Below are 25,453 nucleotides of genomic sequence, written 5' to 3' on the forward strand. Positions count from 1 at the left end.
AATATTTTGAAACCCTAAGTACCCAACATTTATCGGAAAAAAATATGAGTCTTAAAGCATCATTGAGTTATCAGCCTCTCATCAGTATTATTTTACCCGTTTTTAATCCACCAGAACCCTACTTCAGATCGGCTTTACAATCCGTTTTGGATCAAACCTATTCTCACTGGGAATTGTGTATTGCTGATGATGCTTCAAGCTTACCTTATGTTCGAGCCGTTATAGAAGAATATGTTCACCAAAATAGCAGAATTAAACGGGTATTTAGATCCGAAAATGGTCATATTTCTGCTTGTTCTAATTCGGCTTTAGAAATAGCAACAGGTGAATTTATTGCATTATTAGATCACGATGACTTACTAACTTCTGACGCTTTAGAAGAAGTTGTGCGGCTACTCAATCAGCATCCAGAAGCCGACATGATTTATTCCGATGAAGATAAAATAGATGATCATAATCAATTGAGAGAAGCCGCTTACAAACCCGATTGGTGTCCCGATTCATTTCTCTCTCGAATGTACACCTGTCATTTAGGTGTTTATCGTCGATCATTAGTTAATCAAATTGGAGGATTTAGAATTGGGTTTGAAGGAAGTCAAGATTATGATCTAGTCTTAAGGCTAACCGAAAAAACAGATAAAATTTTTCATATTCCTAAAATTCTGTATCACTGGAGAATACACTCGGCGTCTGCTTCTCTGTCACAAACGGCTAAACCTTATGCTTATCAAGCCGCAACAAAAGCTTTAACAGAAGCCATGCAAAGACGGAATGAAGGTGGACGAGTTATTCCACTAAAAGATTCTCCAGGATATCACAGTATTCGCTATAAAATTGATTGTTATAGACGGGTTAGCATTATTATTTTGACCCGAGATTGTGGGAGTATTTTACATCAATGTTTAACCTCTATTTTTCAGAATACCAGTTATCCTAACTATGAAGTGATTGTGATTGATAATGGGAGTGTTGAAGCAGAAACACAAAATATTTTAGACTATTGGAAAACACAAAAATCAGATCAATTTAAAATCTATCCTTTAGAGACTCCCTTTAATTATTCTCAGCTTAACAACTCTGGTGTGAGTCCAACAAATAGCGAATATTTAATATTTTTGAATAATGATACTAAAGTCATTACATCAGATTGGATAGAAGCATTGGTTGAACAAGCTCAACGTCCCTCAATTGGTGCTGTGACTGGGTTACTTTTATATCCAGATAAAACTATTCAACACGCTGGATTTGTTTTAAGTAAAAATCAAATATCGAGTTCCTTTTATCCGGGTATTTCTAAAATCAATGATTATGATACGTTCTTACAAATTAACTTAATTAATAATGTTTCTGCGGTGAGTGGCGTTTGTTTAGCTTGTCGTCGCACTGTATTTCAGGAAGTCGGAGGATTTGATGAAGCATTACCCTTAATCTATAATGATGTTGATTTTTGTTTAAAACTAATCAATCATGGATATCGAAATATTTATCTTCCTCATGTTCGACTCTATCATCAAGAGTTAAAAAGTTGGGATGTAGACTTAACAGCCAGTCAACGCATTCAAATTCAGCAATCTTCTACACAATTAATTAAGCAACGATGGAGTCATATTCTGACTTCTGATCCCTGTAGTCATCCTCATTTTATTCAAAAATTTACAACAAAAAAATTAGAGATTCCTTCCGTTCATCAGCATCAGAGAATCGTGAGTTATCCGTTGGTTAGTGTTTGTGTTCCGACTTATAATGGAGAGAAATATTTAGCCGAGTGTTTAGAGAGTATTTTATCTCAAACCTACCCACATTTAGAAATTATTATTTCGGATGATAATTCCAGAGATAGAACGTTAGAAATTGCTCAATATTTTCAATCTAAATTCTCTGGACATTTTAGAATTTTAACTCACCATCAGTATGGGTTAGCAGTTAATTGGAATTACTGCATTTCTCAGGCTCAAGGAAAGTATATAAAATTTATATTTCAAGATGATATTTTAGAAAATACCTGTATTGAAGAATTAGTAAATTTAGCAGAAACAGAAGAAAAAATTGGATTAGTCTTTTCTCGTCGTCAAATGTTAGTTTCTCCCGAAGCACAGTCTAATCAATATTGCCAAGAAATTAGTGTTTATGCTAAAGATATTGATAAACATTGGCTAAACCTAAAATCAATACAAGAGGGAAAAGAACTCCTTGCTGTTCCCTATCTTTTAAATCATCCTATTAATAAAATTGGAGAACCTAGTACCGTTTTAATCCGCAAAAGTGTATTTCAGAATGTCGGAATGTTCGATCCTGAACTCTATCAACTGCTTGATCTAGAAATGTGGTTTAGGATTATGAGCCAATATAAAATCGGTTTTATTAACAAAAGCTTGTCTCAATTTCGGATTCATCCAGAGCAGTTATCAATTACTAATAAACTTCAGGGAAATAGTCAACGAGATATTCATAGATTCTATCAAAAAATTGTTAATAGTTCCTATTTTGAGTGTTTTGACTCAAAGCTTAAATCTCAATTAACGCAAACCCTAACAAAAACATCTGGTTATCAATTAATAGAGACTCAACAACCTTCACCTTTTCAGAATATGAATTTTCCTAAAATTGATCGGAATATTGAACAAAAAAATAGACCTTTTTGGTCAGTAATGATTCCCACTTACAATGGAGCAAAGTATTTAGCAAATACACTCAATAGTTTGTTAAGTCAAGCACCTAATCCCGAAGAAATGCAAATTGAAGTTGTAGATGATTGTTCCCCAGATCAAGATATAGAAACACTGGTTAAAGAGATTGGAGGCGAACGGATTTCATTTTATCGACAACCTCGAAACTTAGGCTTAATTGGGAATTGGAATGATTGTATTCAACGTGCAAAAGGAGAATGGGTTCATATCCTCCATCAAGATGATTTGATCTTACCGGAATTTTATAAAAAATTACGAGCATTAATTGAACAAGAAGCCCAAGCAAGTGCAGCTTTTTGTCGCCATTATTATATTGATGCAGAAGGAAAACAACATTCTATATCGAGTTTAGAACAGGAAAAACCTGGAATTATTCCCAACTGGATTGAACGAATTTCTATCATGCAGCGAATTCAATGTCCTGCAATTGTTGTCAAACGAAGTGTGTATGAAACCCTCGGAGGATTTTGTCTAGAAGCAGGTTCAGCCGCAGATTGGGAAATGTGGAAACGAATCGCTGTCAATTATTCGGTTGTCTATGAACCTCAACCATTGGCTTGTTATCGTCTCCATTCATCTTCTGAAAGTTCTCGTTTGATTAAAGTCGGTGCAAATATTACAGACATACTCAAAGCCATTGAAATTTCCCAGTCTTATCTTCCGCCTGACAAAGTAGAAATCCTCTCAAACAAAGCACGAGAACACTATGCTTTTTATGCAGTGAATACAGCCAAGCAGATGTTTGGACTGAAGGAAGAAAAAATAGCGATTGCCCAAATACAAGCTGCACTGAATTGTAGTCAATCTCAGCAAGTTAAAGACGCGATTATTCAGCTATTCAGTTCAGAAAAATCGGCAGAAAATGACTTAAAGTTAAACGAACTTTTACCAGTAGTCACGAGTTTATCAGAACAATATCGTCAAGACTATAAAAATACAACTGCTTTGCATGAACTCATAAAAATTCGTCAACATTTAGCAGAAGTTTGGTTGAATACTTCCTCAGAAGTATTGGATAAAATTTATCTAGGAGATGGCGGAAAAGCTCACAAAATATTGCTGAAAAGTGGCATTAAATATGAACTCTTAACCGACGCAGAACGCCAACTGGTGAATCAGATTAAAACAGTCATATCTCAAGGTTTCTCACATCCTCAAGCTATTCAATATTTACTGGCAGGAATGCTTTATTGTCGTGCTGACCAACTCCAGGTTAAGTTTGATCACGCTCCTATTCCAACGTGGTTTGCTGACAGTTATATTGAATTTATGTTTGAAACTCCTCCTCTATTTCAAGAACTAGGGGAAGCCGATCATTATGCTCATTATCAATCCCAATGGCTGGATTATATTGTTAAAAATTTACAACAGCAACCCCACTCTCCGGTCTGGCATAACATTGTAAAATTCTTTATTAAAAACTCTAATTTTATTCCTCACTATTTTGCCAATTTTAATGTCAAAAATATCTATACTCAAAGAGCTGAAATCATAGCTTTTTTCCTAAATATTCAAGGATGTCAACTTAATTATCAGTTCCCTCAACGTCCTGTAAATCGTCCTAAAATTCGTTTAGGGATTCTCAGTAACCATTTTACTCCACAAACAGAAACCTATTTTACTTTGCCTGTTTTTGAACATTTAGATCGATCTCAATTTGAAATTATTTTATATGCTTTCCATTGTAATCAACATCCTCTAGAACAATATTGTCAGAGTTGTGCAGATCGATTGGTAAAACTCCCATCCCGGTTATCGGAACAAGTAGAGTTAATTCGTCAAGATGACTTAGACATTCTGTTATTAGGAACGAATGTAACGGCTGTTGTCTCCTCAATTACACAATTAGTATTTCACCGTTTAGCCCGGATTCAAACAACCATATTTTCTTCTCCTGTTACCACCGGAATTAAAAATATTGATTATTATATTTCTGGTCAGTTGTCAGAAACAAAAACGATTGCTCAAAGCCATTACCGTGAAAATTTAGCTTTATTACCAGAAACGGGTTTTTGTTTCAGTTACTATGCTGTTGAACCTTCTCCCGCTCAAATTAATCCCACCCGTGAAACTTGGGGAATAACGGATGAAACTGTTGTGTTGATGTCGGGTGCAAACTTCTATAAAATTATTCCAGAAATCGGAGAAACTTGGGCTAAAATTTTAGCAGCCGTACCGAATTCTATTTTAGTCCTTTATCCTTTTGCTCCAAGTTGGAGTCGTTCTTATGCAGTCATGCCTTTTATAAGACGATTTCAACACACTTTACAACAATATGGTGTTAGGCAAAAACGGTTAGTGATCATTAAATCTCTACCTAGTCGCTCAGATGTTAAAGAATGTTTAAAGTGTGGAGATATTTATTTAGATTCTTATCGTCATTCGGGTTCAAATTCCCTAGTTGATCCTTTAGAAGTGGGTTTACCAACGATCACAATGGATGGAGAAACTTTACGCTCTAAACATGGATCGGGAATGTTGCGATCGCTGGCTTTAAATGACTTGATTGTTGACAGTGAAGATACTTATATAAACTTAGCAGTTCAGTTAGCAAATAACCCGCAACTTAGACAACAATATTGCCATAAAATCAAACAAAAAATGCAGCAAAATCCTTCATTTTTAGATAGCTTTAGTTATTCTAAAAAAATGGAGTCACTGTTTAAAAAATTCTTTAATACTTGGAAACAAAATCAACAATTTCCTGAAATTCCCCTCAATACTCCTATCGCTAGACGAGACTATTTGTCGGAGTTAGTTCATTATATTAATCTCTACGCCCTCAATCCCTCTGAGCAAGACGTTATCGAACGCTTACGCCAACTTCGTAAAGCCATGGCGGAATACTGGTTAAAAATTTCTTTTGAACAATTAGAGGAAGTTTATAAAGGACACATGGGAAGTGGCTATCAAGTTTTACTCAGTCGGGGAATTCAACATGAACCTTTAATCGAAGCTGAACGTCAATTTGTCGATGAACTAACCCAAGTCGCTACGGGTTTAACACATCCAAATGCGCTGAACTGTTTAATTGCAGCGATGTTGTATTATGTACCCGGTAAAATGTTAGTTCGAGATGCTGAAAAACGTTTACCGAGTTGGTTAATTAAAGACTATAAAACCGTATTTGAAAATCAACAGGTTTTACAGAAAGTTGAACAGACATTAGCCGCAGCCCAAGTCAAAACAACACCCGAAATCCTCACTGCAAAGACTTCTACTCTCACAACTCAACAATTTCAAAATCGCCTTCAAGGTTGTCTAAACTTGTATCATATTGATCCATCAACTCAATCGGTTGTAGAAGAATTACGTCAAATTCGGCGACAACTTGCAAATTTTTGGTTAACTGTAGCAGAAACGGATTTAGAATCAGTTTATCAAAGTTCTATCGGAAAATGTTCTCAGTTATTTTATAAAAGTGAGTTTATTAGTGAACCTCTCACCGCAGCAGAACAGCAAATTTACCACCAACTAACTACTGAGTTGAATTCAAGATTAAATACCCAAAAATTGATAAATTATGTTTTAGCTGTAAGGTTTTATTCTTCTCTAGAACGATTACAAATTCCAGAACTTTCAGCTTTACCTTCCTGGCTACAAGCGATAAATTAGTCAGAAATGTCTATATTTTTTAGTTGCAATGATACCCTAAATTTAACATTTTTTATGAAATTAATTTTAAAATTGCAGTTAATTTTTGGAGACTGGCTTATTAATAATAGATTGAGTTAATTCAACAATTTGATCATAACGAAATTTATCTAAAATGTCAGTTAAAGCTTGAGCTAAATCTGAATATTGGGTGGGAATTTTTTTGATCATACAATTGAGCGAAAAATCACTACATTGGGCTGAATATACATATAGTTGTTCAACCCATTCTCTCAGCCTAACATCAAGGGAAATTGCATTTAACACAAAGTTTGACTGAGAATTGTTTAAGTTTTTGCTGTGATTTTTGGGAGAGGTTAAGGGTTCTTCTTCATAACGGTATTGAATGTTTAAATATTTGCTAATTGTAGCGAATAATTCCTTTTGTTGAAAGGGCTTACGGATCAAATCATCACACCCAATTGAGAGAATATATTGTCGATATTCTTCAAAAGCGTGAGCCGTTAAAGCGAGAATGATCGTCGCTTCACCTTGCTGATAAACTCTAATATTTCGGGTCGCTGTATAACCATCTATGATAGGCATTTGCATATCCATAAAAATTAGATCGGGTTTCCAGTCTAACCAAGTTTCTAGAGCTTCTTGACCATTAGAAGCTTCTCGTACTTCAAAGCCAACTGAACTCAACAGTTGAGTCAAAAGAAAACAGTTTTAAGAGTCATCATCAGCGATTAAAATGCGGTAATTAGATTGATCCGCAGCTATCCCAGTGACAATTTTAGAGGTTTGATTGGTTTCCGTTAGAATGTTTTCTACAGCTTTGATCGGTAGACTAAAAGTAAATAGAGTTCCTTGATTTAATTGACTTCTAACCGTTATTTCTCCACCCATCAATTTTACAAATTTTTGACTAATGGGTAAGCCTAAGCCTGTTCCTTGACCTGATTTTATTCCGGTTTCTGTTTGACTAAATGCTTCAAAGAGTTTCTTTTGTTCTTCCAAACTAATGCCTTCCCCAGTATCTTCTACTTCAAAAGTTAAAATATTTTGCGGTTTAAATTTCTCACCTTTAACTCGTAGTGTTACACTTCCTTTTTCTGTAAATTTAATGGCGTTACTGACTAGATTAATCAAAACTTGACGTAGTTTTCTTTCATCGGTACAAATATATTGGGGAACCTGAGAATCGATTTGAACAACTAATTTTAAGCCTTTAGAGTTGGCTTTTAACCCTAATATTTCTTCTAAGCTATCAACCTGACTATAGAGATCAAAGTCATTTTCCAAAAGTATAATTTTTCCGGCTTCGATTTTAGAGATTTCCAAAATATCATTAATCAAAGCAAGTAAATGTTCACCTGCTCGGTTAATAATATTAATATATTCACGATGCTTAACAGTGAGTTGGACATCCCGAGACATTAGTTCAGTAAAACCTAAAATTGCATTTAGGGGTGTACGCAGTTCGTGACTCATGTGAGCAAGAAACAAACTTTTAGAACGGTTTGCTGCTTCGACAATTGCTAATTCTTCTGGTGTTTTTAAAGAGAGAAATCGAGGTAATAATACCATTAACTCTAAAGCCGTGTAGCAAGAAACAAGAGCAGTAAAAGCTCGCTCGATACCTGATAACCAATAAGCTGGATGCCAGAGTGTCCAGATATCAAGGAGATGACCTACACCACAAGAAACGATAAATAAGCCAAATAAAATGAAGACTCTATTAAAAGGAATATCTTGTCTTTTGTAAACAAAATAGATGAGCATTACAGGAATAGAAAAATAGGCGATCGCAATCAGTAAATCACTAATAACGTGTAAGCCAATTAATGAAGTTTGCCACAAGTAGCATGAGCCATGCGGCATATATTTTTTCGGCTAAAATATAGTCTCTAAAAAGTACAACATTTGATAAAAAATTATAAAAAATTTAACACGTCTAGAGTTGGAAGTATAGACAGTATTGACGAGGTTTATAGCATTAAACCTGATTTAGTTATTACTTAGTTTATCAGGATTAATATATTTTTACAACAAAAATTAACAAGTTTTTTACTTAATCGGAGTTATGGATTAAAAATTAAATTTATTTAATTTAAGTTGATTTAAAGTTCAAATATTTATTACCTTTGAGTTGAGCTAAACTGCTCTTAAAATTTAACAGTTTAGCTTAAACTTAATTTCTGCCCTAATACTTCATAAAATCAGGACTTCCTAAAATCAAAGCAGATTTGATATCTGGCGAACTTTGATCAATTACTTCTCGGGTATTTGCAGAAAAATTATCACCTAAAGTTTCAATTAACTTTTGAGTATCTACAGGTTTTTTATCATGGAGTATACCTTTAGAAAGGTGTACCGCGAAACTACTACGACGAATCATGGTATCTGGATTTAACCAAGCATCCTGAGTATTTTTATAACCATCGGGTGAAGAACAACCATACAAAGGCATTCCCAACTGTCTTAATGAACCATTAGCAGAGTTAAAATTACTCACCTCACCGATTGCTCGCATCACTGATATAATATAACGATAGGGGGTTTTAAATTTCCCCTGATAAACATCTGAATTCCAAAATTCTGAACTGGTAAACAAAGTATTGAGAACAAGACGAATTTCCCCGTCGGTTTCTAAGAACTTTTTCGCCATTTTTTTGACCAAAGATTCTGGGGGCTGATCGGCAACAAAAGCTTGTGCTAATTTATAGCTAATATATCGAGCCGTCGAAGGATGACGTGCTAAAAGATCCAAAGCTTCCTCTCCTTCTTCGATACCTCTCCCTTTAATTTTTTGACCTAAAAATACTTTATCCTCAAAATCATGGCGATCGCTTTCAAAGTCAAAACCATCTTCATCTTCTATTCGTTTCGCACGAGGATGAGGAACTCCCCAACCTGTTAAAATTCGAGCTAAGGCAATAATATCTGCTTGAGTATATCCCCCATCTACCCCTAAAGTATGAAGTTCCAATAATTCCCGTGCATAGTTCTCATTTAACCCTTTAAATCTTCCCTTCGCTTTCGGACTTCCTGGGGCTGTATTTAGCCAATTATCCAAATAAATTAACATCGCTGGATGCTTGGCTGTCGCACCCAAAAGCTGGCGAAATTTCCCCAAAACATGAGGTCGAATTGCGTGTTGCTCGTAGGAACTAAAATAGAGCTTAAGTTGTCCACCTTGCAAACCATTCACATTAAAGTGATTGTACCAAAAATCAACCATCACTTCTTCAAGCTGTCGGGGACTTTGATCGGCTCGAATCAAACGTCCTTCTTCAGCGTGTTGACGAATTTTTCGTTCAAAATCTCCTCTAATTTTTTGAATTTGTTTAGACTCTAGCTTGAGTTTTTTGGCTTCTTCAATCAAACGCTGCTGTTGCTTATAGAGTTGACCTGGCGTTAACGTAAAAGTATCTAGAGTTTTAATTTTTTGAGTTAAAGTCTCGGGAACCGCAATTGATGTCGGTTTGAGTTGAGATTGAATATAAGCCTCAATTCCCATCTTTTTAACCTGTGGAATCAGTCCAGCGGTATATCCAAAAGTTAAGCGATTAATGGTATGAAAAACACGAGTATCATTCATCGGGATTTTTAGGGTGAGAACGTTTAGGTATTAGGGTAGATTCAGCCTGGCTTTTAAGATAAACTCATTAATGAAGTGTCAGAAAACCTTCTACTTCTATGATATCGAGCGATCTATGGCAAGCCAACCAAGACCTAATTATTGCCTGCCTTGAACATCCCTTTGTCCAAGGTATTGCTCAGGGAACTTTGCCGCGAAATTGCTTTGCCTTTTATGTGGGTCAGGATGCCTTTTTTCTCAGATCCTTTGCTCGCGCCTATAGTATTGCTGCGGCTAAAACTCCCGACTGGGAAGGGTTTCAGCTATTTCATTCTCTCGCCAACGGAGTCCTAGAAGAACTACAACTCCATCAAAATTATGCCCAAATTTGGGAAATTAACCTACAAACCATTCAACCCGGAGTCGCTACCCGTCGTTATACCGAATTTTTATTAGCCACCGCTTGGAGTCGAGATATCGGTGCGATCGCGGCTGCCATGACTCCCTGTATGAGATTATATGCTTTTCTTGGTCAAAAACTTGCTCAACCAGAGATCCCCAACCATCAATACACGGACTGGATTAAAACCTATAGCGGCGATGAATTTGAACAACTCACTCAACAACTCGAAGATCTAACAAATCGCTACAGTGTTGATGAATCGCAAGCTCATACAATCTACCGCTATGGGATGTTATGTGAACAAGAATTTTTTCAGTCGGCTTGGGAACAAAATAAACCGTAACCAGTAATCCGTGAAAACAGTTAACCGTTTTTTTCCCGCTTCCCCAACACCCGACACCTGTCGCCTAATTCAACGTCCTAACTTATTAGGAATCCCTTCACAACCCCCAGGAATTGTTTTTCGGGACTGTTCTCCACACCAAGCACAACAATAGTAACGGTTTTCATCAGACAAGCCATCAACCCCCGTCAAATTGGCATTTTCGATCACAACCCCTGTATACTGACCTGTTTTATAGTCCGGCATTTTTGTGCGACTGCGAGGAGTTGCGGTTTCTGATGAACCGTAAAATAATTTTGTTGCTCTGAGAGTCGCGTTAGAGAGATTGGCTTCATAAAGAATCGCACGGGATAAGTTCGCTCGTACTAAATCACAACCACTGAGATTCGCTTTCACTAAATTAGCTTCTGCTAAATCGGTTCGGCGTAAATCCGTTCCCGCTAAATCTGCACAAGCCAACATTGCACCCAAGTCGATCACCCGAATTCCTTCTAAACGATCTTCGGCATAACTACCATTCCCATCAAGAATAGGCCGACCCAAATGACGATCGCGTTTGAGAGGAGTAATCAGTTTAGCTTGAGAGAGAAACCGTAAAATCTTGGCTTTTCCCTCTGCATTCACACTGCGAATAATTGCCGCCGTTCGTCCCTCCGCAATCACCCGTTCTTGGGGCCAATCTTCCAGCAATCCCTGTTCACCTAACGCCAGATCAGAAACACCTTGAAAATAAGCATCAATCGTTTGCTGTTGAGTAATCAGGTTTTGTTGAATCGTTAAATCTCTAGAAATCACATATTGACGCCACGCCACATAAACCGCCAAAATCGCAATTAAAATCTGACCTAACGCGCCGATCAGTTCTCCTAACGCACCAATCGCATCCCAATTAATCACTATATTGCGACTGCCAAAATCTTTGTTTGAGCCGCTCAACATCAACAAACCTGCTATAGCCGCTAAAATCCCAAAGCTGGCAATAATCAAGCTGCGCCATACCGGGGGAATCAGCGAAGTCCAAATATTACCCCAACTCGGCCAGATCATTCGTAGGGATGCAAACAAAACCACAAAAGCGCTGATATATCCAACCCAAATATTATCGAGCGCCAACCCCAGGATCATAATCGCCACCGCAACCAGGGTGACAACAGAGGCTAGAAAGTTGCTGGGAGACTTTGTTTCTAGATTTCCGGTTAAGGTGTATTTACTCGCCGGCGCCGCCACCGCTTGTTCAAATTCTTCGCGAGTTGTCGAGATTTGCGCTTCCCCAGTATTGATGATCACTCCATTGTTTACAGGGATTCCATTTGAACTCTCTATATTTCTATCGGATTCTGTAGGATTCGGCGATTGGGAGTTAGGTTGCTCGGTCATAGGTTAGGGGAACTGGGTTGAAATAGCAATTAATTCTTAGGATGCAATCCTTCTGTTGATTGTACCTAAACTCATTCAAAGCTGACTAGGGCAAGCAAACGCGATCGGAGGTTTATGTTAAGCTCGAACTTGAGAGCGTAAAACCCCCGAGGCGGCTTGAGGTCTTAATTGTGGCATATATTCCAGGGTCTAGTGCGGATACCGAGCCACAATAAATGTATTAATAAGGGAAAAAGCTGCTGTTCTTTCTACTCAATTTGTTTTAATACTATTTTTTTTTGCCTAGACAGGAGGTTGTAGCAATGTCATCTCGTTTGAGACTATTGCTGAGATTTTTAAACGCACGTTTATCTAAACGAATCTCAATCTGGATTTTAGCGAGTATTTTTTTGATTGAGTTAATTATTTTAGTTCCTTCTGTTTCTCGTCGTCAGCAGGAACTTTTACAACAACTTACCGAAGTTTCTTCCGGTAAACTTGCCTGGATTATTGCCACTTATCCTTATCAATCTGAAGCCGAACTTTTAAAACAATTAAAGTATCTCGATCAGCTTGATGCCAATATTAAGGGGGGTTTCGTTTACAAGCTTCCAGACGGAAAACGCATCGGCGAATTTGGTGAACTCCCTCAACTCTCTTTTTCTCAAGCCAGACTTGGGGAGGATATTTATCTCAACACTCCATAGCCGCGATCGCTATGATGTTGCTTGTCATCTCCAGTCTTTAAAAGATGATTATTTAGTCGTTATTCGCCATGATGCTGATCAAATAAAACAAGAAGTTAATTTTTTTATTATCCGAATTGCTGGATTAGTTCTAATCATCTCTATTTTTGTGGGAATTGGGACAATGATTGTTTTGGAAAAAATGGTGATTACACCGATTTTAAACCTCAGACTAGATTTAATCAAAGCGGGAAAATCGATTTCCAACAATCAAGAACCTCCAAAATTTTATTCAGCTTCAACTCAACGCCATGATGAGTTAGGAGATGTGATTTCTGCTTTTATGCAAATGTTTACTCAAATTCATCAAGCCATTACCGAACGCCAACAAGCCGAGGAAGCCTTGCGAGTTGAAAAAGAAAAATCTGTTCAGCTTTTACTCAATGTTTTACCCCAAACCATTGCCGAACAGCTTAAAAAACAGCCGGGTTTAATCGCCGATCGCTTTGAACAGGCGACCATTTTATTTGCTGATATTACTGATTTTACCGGACTCGCCTCTCAAATTTCTCCAACGGAATTGGTGAGTTTACTCAATCAAATTTTTTCCAGTTTTGATCGTTTGGCGGAACGACATGGTTTAGAGAAAATCAAAACCATCGGAGATGCTTACATGGTTGTCGGAGGACTACCTAAACCTAGAAAAGATCATGCTGAAGCGATCGCAGATATGGCGTTAGATATGCAGCAAGAAATTTATCGATTTAAACGAGAAGATAATAAAATTATCAATATCCGGATCGGGATTAATACAGGACCAGTGGTTGCAGGTGTGATTGGGTTGAAGAAGTTTTCCTACGATCTTTGGGGGGATGCAGTTAATATCGCTAGCCGGATGGAATCTCATGGGAAAATTGGCGAAATCCAGGTCAGCAGCAGTACCTATGAATTATTAAAGCATCAATATGTCTTGGAAAAACGGGGTATCGTTCAAGTCAAGGGTCGTGGCGAAATGATCACTTATTGGTTGAAAAGTCGCCAACCTACTCCTGTAGAGTCTCAAGTCAAGACCAACGGTCATCGGCAAGCCCCGTCTTTTCAAGGCGGGGAACCGATGACTTAATTTATTTTTAGTCTAGAGAGAATATTATAATTTTAAAATTAAGGGAGTTTGAATATATGACAGAGGAGATTAATTTAGCCTATCTTTTCTTTTTAAAAATAAAATTAAATAACTATTCAAAAGGAAAAATAGAGAGTTTAATTTTGATTTCAGGCTTGTTTTTAGGATAACATTTTAATTTTTTTCGATCAGTGCAAACAGATACTGATTCAAAGTGGAAGAAGCTATAAAGTAGTAATTAAAGCCAAGCAAGTACACTATATACTAGGAGGTTTTGGATGAAGAAGCTTATTGGAATCGTCACCGTTGCTTTCGTCGGACTCAACGTAGGTCTACCTGCTCAAGCCATCGGTACCACAGGACAAGACATCGTTTGTGGTTATAAGTATAAAGTAGGTGACAGTGGCTGGAAAAACGGCAGCATCGGCGGCACAACTCGTCAAAGCGCTCGCCTCAGCCGTACCCAAGTTCTCTCCGGTCTAGAAACTAAAGCTGATGATTCTGGAGAAAGCTTCGATGTTACATACTTGGGATGCCGCGACCCCTATGGTCATAACTAAATTGGGGAAAATCATCCAGTTTTTAGGCATAACCCAACACCAATATTGTCTGGGATGCCAACCTGAGCATCCTCAGATCAACAGTCCCCGAGCAACGAATATTTCGCCTGAATAAAGGCTTCTGCTGATTTGCGATCGCATATCTCTTTATCTATTGTTGCAACCAATAGGTCATCAAGCATCTGCTTAAACTGAGGACTCGGCTTATACCCTAGTTCTTTCAAATCATTACCATTGAGTAACGGTTTGATATTCCACCACTGGGTTAAATATTGCCATATTCGATGTCGAACCCATCGCGGACTTTGCACTGCGATTAGGATTAACATTGGTAAATCATAAGGCACTAACAGTCGATAAAATTGGCTGGCTAATTGACATTCTGGCATTAATTTCACCACCTCGGCTTTGGCAGAATCTAACTGTTGAAGTCGTTCAATGCTGTCTAGAGAAAATTGTAACGTTTCCGCCACATCACCTCGATATTGCGGCGCTAAATGAGCAATTAATACCTCTAGTCTCATTTGCCAATGGGTTAAAGTTTTCTCGGGATCAAAACGAATTAACCCCCGATCTACCAATCGAATTTGTCGCCACAACTCCTGATTCAATTCTAAAGTCGGGTGAATACAACGCAACGCTTTTAATTCTCCCAAAAGTTGTAAAGCAGGTTTCCAGTAAGGCGCTTGCAAAATATATTTTAACTCACTTTTCAGCCGAGTTTCCAAAGCCGGAACCCGTTGACGAGTCGAGTAATTTTCCGATTGAACTTTTTCATAAATCCCACTATTAATCGCATACTGAATATAATCTTTCGTTTGAAACTCAAGTTCAAATCCCAACCGTACTGCAAACCGCACCGCTCGATAAATGCGCGTCGGATCTTCAATAAAACTATTGGCGTGTAAAACACGAATTTGGCGATTTTGTAAATCATTCATTCCGCCAAAAAAGTCTAATAATTCCCCTTCATAGGGTTTAGTTAGACGCAACGCCAAAGCATTAATGGTAAAATCTCGTCGGTACAAATCTTGACGAATTGAACTCGCTTCAACTTCTGGGTTGGCTGCGGGATAGGGATAAAATTCCGTTCTTGCGGTTGCAATATCAATCCATAATGAATCTAAAACCGGGTCATTATGCCACAATAAAGCCGCAGTTTGAAACTGTCCGTGAACATCTAAACGAGCATTAGAATAAGTTTTTTGTAACGCAGAGGCTAATTCAACTGCGGGAGGATTTTTATCGTTTTGTTGATTATTTTCTGCATTTTCATAACTTTGATGACAGCCATCAACAACCAAATCAATATCCGTTAATAATAGCGTTTTTTCCGGGTCAGCTAACAACAAATCCCGTACCGCTCCCCCCACTAAATAAAGTTGCCAACCCCGTTGTTGGGTGAGTTCCGCCAGTCGGTTTAAAAGTTCTAATAATGGCGGTGCTAAACGCTGTTCAAGTAGCTCTTGAATAGAATCACAGGTTGAACCGGGAATGCAGCCTTGACCCAGTTTTTTCTGCGGTCGTTGTTGTTGGTGAAGTAGTCTTAAAACATCGGTTCTGGTGACAATTCCCACCAAATTATTCCCCTCTAAAACGGGTAAACGTCCGATATCGTATGTGACCATTAAAGACTCAATTTCCGGTAACGTTGTATTGGGTTTAATGGTTTTTAATTGCGGCGTCATATACCCTTTAACCGGAGCGTGACTAAAGCCGTGATGGAGTGCAATATCAAGGTCACGTCTGGAAATAATTCCCACTAATTGATCTTGTTCATCAACTACCGATAAACCCGAATGACCATAACGCAGTAAAATTCGATGTGCTTCTGCAATTGTTGTCTCTGGGCGAATGGTTCTAACGGGAGAAGACATCAACTCCCGTGCTGTGGGAGGATGAGGAATTTGTGCTTTGAATTCTTCGATAATTTCGGTTAATTGTTCTTGAGGATTGGTATCTTTAATCACCACAGAAGCGGCTTGATCGTGACCTCCACCGCCAAAAGGTTTAAACAATTGATTCAGGCTGGTTTGTTCGATGCGAGAACGTCCGATAATTGTTAAACATTCGGTTTCTTTGTTCTTCTTCTGCTGACAATTTCCGAGCAATAACGCATCGCTTTCGGTAATTTCAATTAATTGAGAAGCCAAACTCGATAAACCCGGAACATAATCTTCTGTTTCGAGTAACACCCAAGCCACCTGATACCCGTGAACTGTGACTTGATTTAACTGTTCTAAAGCAACTGTTAATAAATCTTGTAGTTGGTTGGAAAATCCCGGTTCAATATATTCTGCTATTACCTGCAAACTCGCGCCATTTTCCATTAACCACGCCAACGCTAAGGCGTCTCTGGGGGTACTTCCTTCAAAGGTTAACGAACCCGTATCCACATGAATTCCTAACGCCATCACCGTTGCTTCTGCTGCGGTTAACAGCCATTTTGTGTCTTCGGTTTCCCGATGTTGTTTGGCATCTTTTAGCTTTTCTACGACTAATGTTGTTGTCGAACCAACCAATTCAATTTGAGTGGTAGTTGCGGGAATATTTAACTCACTATCGGGATGATGATCGCAGACGGTTATTTCATATAAATTAGGTAAATCAAACCATTCCGATGCTTTTCCTAACCGTTCACGATTTTGAGTATCAACAACTGTTATAAAACGAATATTTTCGGGGTTAACAGAACGCCGTTCAATTAGAGGAAATTCATCTCGATGTAAGGCTAAAAAATCTCGAACTCCAGGGTGAGAACCGCCAGTTAGAACGATTTTACTTCCCGGATACAAACGCGACAGTCCAACAGCGGCGCCCAAAGCATCAAAATCTGCGGTGGTGTGACATAAAATTAGGTGCATAGGAATAGAAAAAAAGACGTTAGTCCGGAGGAACTTTATCTATATTAGTTCTTTTTGAGCAAAATTATAACTACCCTAAGACATGATGTAGTTTGAAATCAAGTAAAAATTAAGTAGGTTGGGTTGAGAAAACTCAACAAACCCGATCTTGATTGAACCTAACAGGATTGTTATTGTTGGGTTGCGCTGACACTTTACTTAACTTACATCTACATTTACATTAATGATAGTTTGAGAAAAGTAGATAGATTACAATAACACCTATTTTCTATTTGTAGGATTATAAGCGATAATGAATATCGTTCAGGTAAAACTCAACAGCTTGATCCAGAAACATTGTGAAATCACGCACGACAGCCTAATTCAGTGATTTCTGGGTTGAGAGAATTGGTTGATGATATTTTTATTTAGTTCCCAAATGTTGAGATAATAATTCCTCACAAACCTCAACGGGTATCCCCGACAAACGACTCAATTCTTCGGCGTCGGGTACACCACCCGGAAGACGAGTAACTTCCCAATTTCTCCCATTATTAATTAACGCGACCATTCCCCCTGCTTCTCCCATCACCCAAGTTGCCAAACCAAATAAACCTTCTATGGTTACTTTGGTGACTTCAGGAGTCGGAAGTCCTGGTTGTTGAACGGCGTCAATTACCGCAGTTTCCAGGGGACTGGGTAAACTTTGAGCAAAGGTTGTAGGAATATCGGATAAATTGATTAATCCAATAATCGGAAAAATTAATAGCGATCGCCAGAAAATATTACAATAATTTTGACTCATTTGCTTAAATTGCTTAAATTGCTAGAGATATAAGAGATCACAGAAAAATGCTTGCTGTAATTAAATTTTAGCTTCTTCGCGTATTCTCAAGCCTAACCCGAGAAAATCTCTATGAATTTTCCCAAAAAAATAGGGCGGTTAAAAACCACCCCAATTCATAAACAACTTTACCGAGTCAGAACTCAGATTTTTGACATCCTAAAATTAGGCGATCATTACAAAAGGATCATCAGCCGTTAAATCAGCCGCATTTACACCTGTTAAAATCGCTAACATCTCGCTACCCAAGCTAATCTCAGCATTGCTTCCAACTTGAGAAATCGAGAGTTCATCGGCGCTGAGTTCGCCTTTTAAGCCTAATAAGTCAATTCCGACTTCAAAATCAACAATCGTATCAATCCCTTCGCCAACGGCTAAAACAAAGGTATCAGCACCCTGACCGCCTGAGAAATCATCTCCAGTTAGGATATCATCTCCCAAACCGCCATCAATGAGGTCATCGCCATCATCACCCCAGATGAGATCATCGCCTTCATCCCCCAACAGTTGGTCATTCCCGGCTTTACCGCCAATTTGGTCATCGCCCAAACCGCCATAAATCGTATCATCGCCACCAACGGTACCGCCCGGAGAACGACTATTTTCGTCACCTCGGAGGGTATCATCGCCTTCTTCACCGTAGACGAAATCATCGCCCAAACCACCTGCGGCAATATCATTCCCGATATCCGCCCGGATCAGGTCATTGGCATCTTCTCCGACCAACGTTTCATCGGCGGGTGTACCATCAATTAAGTTGGGGAGAACATCGCCGAACAGCGTCCGGTACATGACCTCATAAATTTCGGTATTATCAACCGTACTCGGCAATAAATCGGCATTGAGACCATAGGTTTTGGAAACAATACTCCCCGCAAAGTCCGGTGTTCCCACATAGGCAATACCAAAGGGAAACTGATCGCCACTGGCGTCGGGTGCAGAAATAAACGGTTCACTGTCCCGTCCTTCCGCGCCATCCATAGGCACTTCAATCGCATCAGAACGATCAGCCAATGTGGGGTTAACACCAACGCTTCCAACCGTTTCACCACTGCGATCATCGACTTCCAAACCGCCCGCATCGCTGTCGGCAGCCGTAATAATTAAAGTGTTGGGATCTTGGTTGTCCACGAAGTCCATCGCCACCCCGATCGCATCGTCGGCCCGTTGCATCGCTTCGACAAAACCGCGAGCATTATTATTGTTGGTAAAATTATCGGTTCCCTCTTCTTCCATCACCACAAAGAAGCCATCGGGATCTTGAGATAAGATCGGCAATGCCGCGTCTAACATTTCCGCAATAGTGGGCGGATTTTCGTTACCGGGTTGGCCGTAGTTTTCCAAACCTTCCGCAAAGTTGGCTTCTTCGGTGGTGTCGTTGTAGGTATCTTCTGCCGCAAAAATTCCCAGAACTTTTTGGGTATCTTCTGGCAAACTTTGCAGTTCTTCGCGGGTGTAAACAATCGTATAACCCAAGTCTTCGGCTTCTTCGATCAGGTTGCGACCATCTTCGCGGGTACCTTCTTCGCCAAAGAAACCCACTTCTCCGACGGGCAGATAGTCCGTTTCGCCGGCGCCCATGATCACGTCAACACCGGATTCTAGAATGTCTGCGGTAATTTGTTCGGTGTCCCTGCGGCTGGCTACGCTGGATAAAAATGCCCCGGTTCCGGGTTCGGCGATAAATCCGGAGTTAATCACGGCGGTGGCTTTTCCAGCCTCGATCGCTTCTTCCATGATCGTCATTCCCCGCATTCCAGAACGAGAAACCACAGGAACGCCGTTTTCATCTAACCCAAAGGAAGCCGCAGCCGTTTTAGTTCCGGTGGCGTGTGTTACCGCCCCGGCGTTGGAAGTTCCCACCAGTCGGTCTTCCATGTGTCCGAGATAAACCCCGGCATTGGTCATCATATCCCAATTTAAACGACCATCCGGGCCTTCCTCAACAAAGCGGGCCGCAGCAAAGTGGGAGGGGCTGGTACCGTCCGGGTGAATAAAGATAACGTTTCCGGTGTCTTGGGTGGGTTCGGGGGCCGGCTGGGGCGCTTCGGCGGGAACGGGGGAGGGCAGTTCCACATCGAATAGCGTTTGATACATGATCCGGTAAATGTCGGTGTTATCCAAGGTACTGGGTAACAAATCGGCATTGTAACCGAAGGTCTTAGAAACAATACTTCCGGCAAAGTCAGGGGTTCCGGCAAAACCAACGCCGAAGGTGTACTGGTTGCCGTTGGCGTCGGGGGCGGAAACAAAGGGTTCAGTATCGCGACCACTGGCCCCGTCGTAGGGAACTTCTATCGCATCGGAACGATCAGGTAGAGTGGGGTTAACACCAACAGTGCCAACGGTTTCACCACTGCGATCATCAACTTCTAAACCGCCCCCGTCACTATCTGCTGCGGTAATTAACAGGGTATTGGGTTTAACGTTTTCGATGTAGTCTTGGGCGACACCAAGGGCATCATCAGCCCGAAGAACGGCTTCGATAGTGCCGCGAGCGTTATTATTGTTGGAGAAGTTGTCTGTAGCTTCTTCTTCCATCACCACAAAGAAGCCGTTCTCGTTTTCCGGGGAGAACAGATCTAAGCTGAGAGTGGTTTCCAGCATCTGGGCGATGGTGGGCGGATTTTCGTTACCGGGCTGGCCGTAGTTTTCCAAACCCGCCTCGACGTTGGCTTCTTCGGTGGTGTCGTTGTAGGTGTCTTCAGCCGCAAAAATCCCCAGAACTTTTTGGGTGTCTTCTGGTAGGCTTTGCAGTTGTTCGAGGGTGTAAACAATCGTGTAACCCAAGTCTTCGGCTTCTAGGATGAGGTTGCGACCATCTTCGCGAGTTCCTTCTTCGCCAAAGAAACCGACGGTTCCGGTGGGGAGATAGTCCGTTTCGCCCCCGCCTAAGATCACGTTAACGCCAGATTCGACGATTTCGGCGGTGATTTCTTCGGTTTCACCTCGGTTGACTACATCAGCCAAAAATACGCCCGTTCCGGGTTCGGCGATGAAGCCAGAGTTGATCACGGCGGTAGCTTTTCCGGCGGCGATCGCTTCTTCCATGATCGTCATACCGGGTTCAACACCCAGGTTGGGGCCACCAAGTTCAGGGCTGAGGCTAGACAGGGAAACGATCGGATCGCCGTTTTCGTCTAAACCGTAAGATCCGGCAAAGGGTTTGACGCCCATCGCATGAACCACCGCCCCACCGTTGGAGGTTCCCACCAGTCGGTCTTCCATGTGTCCCAGGTAAACCCCGGCGTTGGTCATTTCGTCCCAGTTGAGGCGACCATCCGGCCCTTCTTGAACAAAACGACCTGCAGCAAAGTGAGATGGACTGGTTCCATCGGGATGAATAAAGATAACGCTGTTAGACATTTGCTTATTTTGAGGTAGATGCTGACTATTTTTTGACACAAAACTCCACCGAGTTTGAAGTAACTTTGTTGGGACTTCAAAGCTCAATTCAGGAGATGAACTTTAGGCAAAAACTTACTAATACACCCAGAGTGAGAGAGTTAACATTTTTACAAAAGTTTACTCTCAGGGAAATATTATTTCATTGAAATTAAATGGCAGTTATGCTTAAGTTATCTTTGGGTTAAACTATAAATTAACTTTTTTATAAACAATTTATTGACTTAACCTTCGGAGCAGGTTTACATAACTAATTTCTGGGACAACTTTCTGGGACAACATAGATTTACTCACCAAGCCGCCTCTATACACCTTCGATCTTTCCCACAAATCAAGTTTTAGGACTAGAACGCTCGCAGCCTTACCGAGTAGGAGAGGGGTAATTATACATCTTTAAAGGAAGCTAAATACTCACTGACAAACTGGAATTTCTATAGAAAACTCAGTTCCTTCTCCGACAACAGAATGACATTTCAGTTCACCTTTATGCTGGTCAGTAACCACTTGATAACTAATTGACAAACCTAAACCTGTTCCTTTTCCCAGTGATTTCGTAGTGAAGAAAGAATCAAAAATACGATTTTTAACCATTTCAGACATCCCAATTCCATTATCAATAATACGGATGAGAACCCGATTATTAATCATCAGTTCTGTAGAAATCTGAATCATTCCTGAATCAACTTTTTGTTCTTGTTGAATATATTTTTGTTTGTTTCTGTCTCTAATCGCATCAATAGCATTACTTAAAAGATTCATAAACACTTGATTTAATTGTCCGGGATAACACTCAATTAGCGGTAAATTCCCATATTTTTTAATCACTTGAATCTCAGTCAAGTCTCCACTTGCTTTCAAACGGTGTTGTAAAATCATTAACGTGCTATCAATCCCATCGTGAATATTCACAGCTTGAACTTCGGATTGATCAAGACGAGAGAAATTTTGAAGCGATCGCACAATCTGGCGAATTCGATCTACACCCATTTTCATGGAATCGATGACTTTTGGCAAATCCTCGGCGACAAAATCAATATCAACATCTTGACTATATTCAACAATTTCTGGATCAGTTTGATCGCTGTTTTTTTGATATAAAGAAAACAAAGTTAACAAATTATCCGCATATTCAGAAATTGGTGAAAGATTAGCATGAATAAAATTCACCGGGTTATTGATTTCATGGGCGACACCTGCAACCAGTTGTCCTAAACTGGACATTTTTTCAGTTTGAATCAGTTGAGTTTGGGTTTTCTGCAATTGATGTAATGTTTGGGTTAACTTTTCAGTTTGATTTTGGGTTTTATTTAATAAATTAGCTTGCTGAATAGCGACTCCGAGTTGAGCAGCAACCTGAGAGAAAAAACCCACTTCTAACGATTGCCAACGTCTTGTCGTTGAATGTTGATAAGCCACTAATAAACCCCAGAGTTTATGTCCGAAAAAGATAGGAGTAATCAAGTAGGACTTAACCTGTAGTTTCTCTAACATCTCTAGATGAAACGGAGAATATTTAGCTTGATAAATATTATTAACTGCTAGTGTTTTACCCTCTCGAAAACGTCCGCCCTCAGTTTCTTTTAAACAATTATCTCCCCAACTTGTTAGTCCTAAACTGACTAAACTTTTCCATTGAGGAAGCACAAATTCATAATCATGAATAAACTCCCCACCCCAGTCATCATTAAACTGATAAACCACCACCCGATCTGCTTGTAAAACACGTCCTGTTTCTTGAGTTGTAGTTTGAAAAATTTTCTGAATATTGAGAGAATTACGAATTTTTGCAACGACATCAAACAAAACCTGTTGTTGTTTTACGATTCGTTGACTATCGGCTGCGGCTTGTCTGAGTTTTAGGGTTTGTTTGCGAGTTTGAATTAAGAGTTGAGCTTGCTGAATAGCCACTCCTAATTGAGTCGCCACTTGAGAAATAAACTGAACCTCTGAAGTTTCCCATTTCCGAGAACAAGTATGTTGATAAACGGCTAAAATTCCCCACAACTTTTGTCCGACAAAAATCGGTGCTGTCACAAATGCTTTGATGTGAAATTGATTGAGAATATCAACATGACAATTGGTTAATCCCGCTTGTTCAACATCATTAACAACAAATGTTTCACCATGGCGATAACGTCCGCCTTGAGTTTCTTGTAAATAAGTATCATCCCAAACCGTATTTACACCAATTTCTAGGTTAGACCATTGCGAATCAACAAACTCATAATCTCCAACAAATTCACCACCCCAATCACTATTAAAGCGATAAACGGAGACTCGTTCTGTTTGAAGAAATTTACATAATTCTTTTGTTGTCGTGCGGAAAATTGTCTCTAAATTGAGTGAGTTTCGCATCTTCGTCACCACATCAAACAACACTCGCTGTTGTTCTGTTGATTTACGAAGGTTATGGGCTGTTTCTTCTAGTTTTAAGGTTCGTTCCTGAACCTTTATTTCTAAGCTTGCATTTAGAGCTTGCATCTGTTGACGCATTTGATATTGATAAATCGCTGAGGAAAACTGATGTCCGAGTGATCGCGCTAATTCCAGTTCATTTTCCGTCCATTTCGGCCTTTCTCTTCGTTTTTGTTCGCGCCAGACTTCAAACGAAATCTGCGGAGAAAGCTGTCTTTTGTCGTCTTCAACTCGTCCCGCCCACAACTTTTCTGTTTCCAGTTCATCTCGAAAAATACTGAGGTATCCCAATAATTCTTGTCGATAATGAAGTGGAATCATTAATAAACTGCGGATTTTTGTCTGATAAAAAGCAGATTGTAAATTCCGTAGTTTGTCTTCTTTAAAAAGATCTGAGATTGCCCAAATATCATAATTTTCGGATTGATAATGCTCTGACCAAACACTATATTGTTCCATCAACGGATAGAGAGAAACTTCAGGAATTTGAGGCTGTTTCCCTTGTGTATAAATCTGTATATTCTGACTTTTTAGACAATATTCAAAGCTTTTAATCGTGTCATCTTTGAGATTAAAAGGATTTGCTTTAATACACAGTCGCCCGCCTGATCCCGCCAAAGTGGTAATGATTTCTTCTAGGGCGGGTTGCAACTCGATACTCGAACTTGAATGAAGAAAGCTATTAATTCGATTAATACAAGTTTGTAAGTTCGCTCTTTCTTCGGCTTGAGTTAATAATTCTGAATGCGCGATCGCCACCGAAAGCTGATCAACCACTGTTTGTAATAATCGCAATTCCTCATCTGGAGTCGTTCTAGATTCACTATGATGAGAAACAAGCAATCCCCAAAGATGATCTTGATTCATAATCGGGACAGAGACTGAAGATTTTACTCCCATTGCAGTCAAATATTCCAAATGACAAGGATCAAGAGAACGATAGCGAATATCCTCCTCGTGAGTTGTCCCATCATCAAGTTCTTGAAAGTGACTATGACCAATTTCCTGAGTTTCAGTATTGATCACAGAACGAACTCGTGATTTAATATATAACTCTCGGGCTTCTGGTGGAATATCTCCAGCCGGAAAATTCAATCCCAAAAGTGAGGGTAAACGGTTTTCAAAAATCGATTCAGCCACCACCTGACCGCTCGCATCCGGATGAAACTTGTAAATTTTGACGCGATCTGTTCCTAATAATAAACGAACTTCTGCGGCCGTTGCTGCTAAAATCTCGGTCAGTTTTAGTGATTGTCGAATGCGATTGGTAATTCGATGCAGTACACTACCATACTCTAAATTGACTTTTAGTGTCTGTGGTTTGGAAATTTCCACGCCCAACCTCTCAAATTTATATAAATACTGAATTTAGACATTGCCCCAATACGATGAACCCCATAGTGTTTGATCAATTGCCAAATTGATTATTCAAGTTACTGATCGCGTTGACAAAGCTATCAATCTGTGTCTATCTGTACTCGACAAATCCATCAATTCAGGCAAAAAAGTCAGATGCAGAAAAAAAGTTAAGATGCAAAGAGATCGAAGTTCACATGATCGATTTTAACGCTTGTCATTTTCATTTGGATAGAACGAACCCGGTAATCC

12 protein-coding genes and 1 pseudogene are annotated in these 25,453 nt (G+C 39.6%); 5 read left to right on the forward strand and 8 right to left on the reverse strand.

Going from position 1 to position 25,453, the window contains the following annotated elements; translation table 11 throughout:
• The first annotated feature begins 44 nt into the window (after positions 1 to 44).
• Positions 45 to 6,302, forward strand: coding sequence for a glycosyltransferase (locus tag M595_RS14940; protein WP_052001783.1), 6,258 nt, complete (start codon positions 45 to 47; stop codon positions 6,300 to 6,302).
• Positions 6,303 to 6,380: 78 nt separating this feature from the next.
• Here M595_RS14940 and M595_RS32350 read toward each other — a convergent pair whose 3' ends face one another.
• From M595_RS32350 to M595_RS14955, 3 genes are all read right to left on the reverse strand, one after another.
• A complete protein-coding gene (locus M595_RS32350; RefSeq protein ID WP_023067131.1) occupies positions 6,381 to 7,001 on the reverse strand; it encodes a response regulator in 621 nt (206 codons plus the stop codon).
• A gap of 12 nt (positions 7,002 to 7,013) precedes the next feature.
• Positions 7,014 to 8,168: an ATP-binding protein gene (locus tag M595_RS32355; protein WP_238987080.1), complete on the reverse strand. Its 1,155-nt coding sequence runs from the start codon at positions 8,166 to 8,168 to the stop codon at positions 7,014 to 7,016.
• Between the two features lie 322 nt (positions 8,169 to 8,490).
• Positions 8,491 to 9,888 carry a DUF1800 domain-containing protein gene (locus tag M595_RS14955; protein WP_023067139.1) on the reverse strand — a complete coding sequence of 466 codons (1,398 nt, stop codon included), beginning with the start codon at positions 9,886 to 9,888 and terminating at the stop codon, positions 8,491 to 8,493.
• Between the two features lie 98 nt (positions 9,889 to 9,986).
• Here M595_RS14955 and M595_RS14960 point away from each other — a divergent pair, with 98 nt between their 5' ends.
• Positions 9,987 to 10,613 (forward strand): TenA family protein, encoded by a 627-nt coding sequence (locus tag M595_RS14960; protein WP_023067135.1) that lies wholly within the window; start codon positions 9,987 to 9,989, stop codon positions 10,611 to 10,613.
• Between the two features lie 69 nt (positions 10,614 to 10,682).
• On the opposite strand, the gene M595_RS14965 is transcribed toward M595_RS14960, so the two are convergent.
• Complete coding sequence (locus M595_RS14965) at positions 10,683 to 11,990, reverse strand: pentapeptide repeat-containing protein (RefSeq protein ID WP_040484152.1); 1,308 nt, start codon at positions 11,988 to 11,990, stop codon at positions 10,683 to 10,685.
• Between the two features lie 302 nt (positions 11,991 to 12,292).
• On the opposite strand from M595_RS14965, the gene M595_RS31845 reads away from it, so the two are divergent.
• The 3 genes and pseudogenes from M595_RS31845 (at position 12,293) to M595_RS14980 (ending at position 14,338) form a co-directional block, all read left to right on the forward strand.
• Positions 12,293 to 12,676, forward strand: a complete 384-nt coding sequence (locus M595_RS31845) for a hypothetical protein (RefSeq protein WP_023067138.1) — start codon at positions 12,293 to 12,295, stop codon at positions 12,674 to 12,676.
• A 346-nt stretch (positions 12,677 to 13,022) separates the two neighbouring features.
• Positions 13,023 to 13,778: pseudogene (locus M595_RS14975) on the forward strand (adenylate/guanylate cyclase domain-containing protein); the annotation flags it as partial.
• A gap of 278 nt (positions 13,779 to 14,056) precedes the next feature.
• Complete coding sequence (locus M595_RS14980; protein ID WP_040484153.1) at positions 14,057 to 14,338, forward strand: hypothetical protein; 282 nt, start codon at positions 14,057 to 14,059, stop codon at positions 14,336 to 14,338.
• A gap of 77 nt (positions 14,339 to 14,415) precedes the next feature.
• On the opposite strand, the gene M595_RS14985 is transcribed toward M595_RS14980, so the two are convergent.
• The 4 genes from M595_RS14985 to M595_RS15000 all read right to left on the reverse strand — a co-directional run bounded on the left by M595_RS14985 (position 14,416) and on the right by M595_RS15000 (position 25,180).
• Positions 14,416 to 17,202: a CBS domain-containing protein gene (locus M595_RS14985; protein WP_023067163.1), complete on the reverse strand. Its 2,787-nt coding sequence runs from the start codon at positions 17,200 to 17,202 to the stop codon at positions 14,416 to 14,418.
• 403 nt (positions 17,203 to 17,605) lie between these two features.
• On the reverse strand, positions 17,606 to 17,986 hold the full coding sequence (locus M595_RS14990; RefSeq protein ID WP_023067148.1) for a hypothetical protein: 381 nt from the start codon (positions 17,984 to 17,986) through the stop codon (positions 17,606 to 17,608).
• A 204-nt stretch (positions 17,987 to 18,190) separates the two neighbouring features.
• Positions 18,191 to 21,391, reverse strand: coding sequence for an alkaline phosphatase (locus tag M595_RS14995; RefSeq protein ID WP_023067132.1), 3,201 nt, complete (start codon positions 21,389 to 21,391; stop codon positions 18,191 to 18,193).
• Positions 21,392 to 21,841: 450 nt separating this feature from the next.
• On the reverse strand, positions 21,842 to 25,180 hold the full coding sequence (locus M595_RS15000; RefSeq protein WP_023067166.1) for a GAF domain-containing protein: 3,339 nt from the start codon (positions 25,178 to 25,180) through the stop codon (positions 21,842 to 21,844).
• Between the last annotated feature and the right edge of the window lie 273 nt (positions 25,181 to 25,453).

It is taken from the genome of Lyngbya aestuarii BL J, assembly GCF_000478195.2.
Taxonomy (GTDB): domain Bacteria; phylum Cyanobacteriota; class Cyanobacteriia; order Cyanobacteriales; family Microcoleaceae; genus Capilliphycus; species Capilliphycus aestuarii.